The sequence below is a fragment of the Microbacterium sp. Leaf351 genome, from assembly GCF_001423825.1.
Lineage (GTDB): Bacteria > Actinomycetota > Actinomycetes > Actinomycetales > Microbacteriaceae > Microbacterium > Microbacterium ginsengisoli.
The window spans coordinates 80,482-81,454 of record NZ_LMPK01000038.1; the positions used below are offsets into that span (position 1 = coordinate 80,482).

Annotated in this window: 2 protein-coding genes; one reads left to right on the forward strand and one right to left on the reverse strand. The window is 69.6% G+C overall.

Annotation, left to right across the window (positions count from 1 at the left end; translation table 11 throughout):
* On the forward strand, window positions 1–700 hold a 700-nt coding region (locus ASG00_RS18610), incomplete at its 5' end, for an MFS transporter (protein WP_235559596.1).
* A gap of 34 nt (window positions 701–734) precedes the next feature.
* Here the strand turns inward: ASG00_RS18610 and ASG00_RS15505 are convergent.
* A partial coding sequence (locus ASG00_RS15505; RefSeq protein ID WP_162238402.1) for an ArsR/SmtB family transcription factor occupies window positions 735–973 on the reverse strand: 239 nt, incomplete at its 5' end.

The following is a 973-nucleotide window of genomic DNA, read 5'->3' on the forward strand; positions in this document are numbered from 1 at the left end:
CAGCGCGGACCGCACCACCAAGAAGGCGTCGCTGCGCGGACACGTGCTCGGACTTCAGCCGATCGTCTGGGTGGGCATCATCCTGTCGGTGTTCCAGCAGTTCGTCGGCATCAACGTGATCTTCTACTACTCGACGACGCTGTGGCGCGCGGTCGGGTTCACCGAGGGCGACTCCCTGGTCATCAGCGTCATCACCTCGGTCACGAACGTCGTCGTCACCCTGGTCGCGATCTTCCTCGTCGACCGGGTGGGCCGAAAGCCCATCCTGCTGGTCGGCTCGGTGCTGATGACCCTGTCGCTGGGCATCATGGCGCTCGCGTTCACCTTCTCGGTGACGGTGAACGGCGAGGTGTCCCTCCCGGGCGCCTGGGGCCCGATCGCGCTCGTCGCCGCGAATCTGTTCGTCATCGGGTTCGGCGCGTCGTGGGGTCCGCTCGTGTGGGTGCTGCTGGGCGAGATCTTCCCGAGCCGCATCCGCGGTCGCGCGCTCGGCGTCGCGGCCGCGGCGCAGTGGATCGCGAACTTCGTCATCACGGTCTCGTTCCCCTCGATGTCGGCGTGGTCGCTGCCGCTCACCTACGGCATGTACGCCGTGTTCGCGGCCCTCTCCTTCGTCTACGTGCTGCTGAAGGTGCCGGAGACCAAGGGCATGGAGCTCGAGAAGACCGAGACGCTGTTCGTGGCGGCACCCAAGAGGTGACGGATGCCGCGGCCCGGTGCCGTCCGGTTCGCGGTCACGCCCGCACGAAGCGCGGCTGGCGCGGTGGGCGCCGAGGGTCCGGGGGCGCGGCGAGCGTGCCGTCGGGCGCGATGTGGTCGAGCATCGCCGCGACCACCGCGACGATGTGCGGATCGTCGACCCGATAGAGCTGCCGGCGTCCCTGCCGGCGTGCGCTGACGACACCGGCGGCGCGCAGCTTCGCGAGCTGCTGGCTCGTCGCGGGGATCGTCGCCCCGGTGCGCTCAGCGAGGG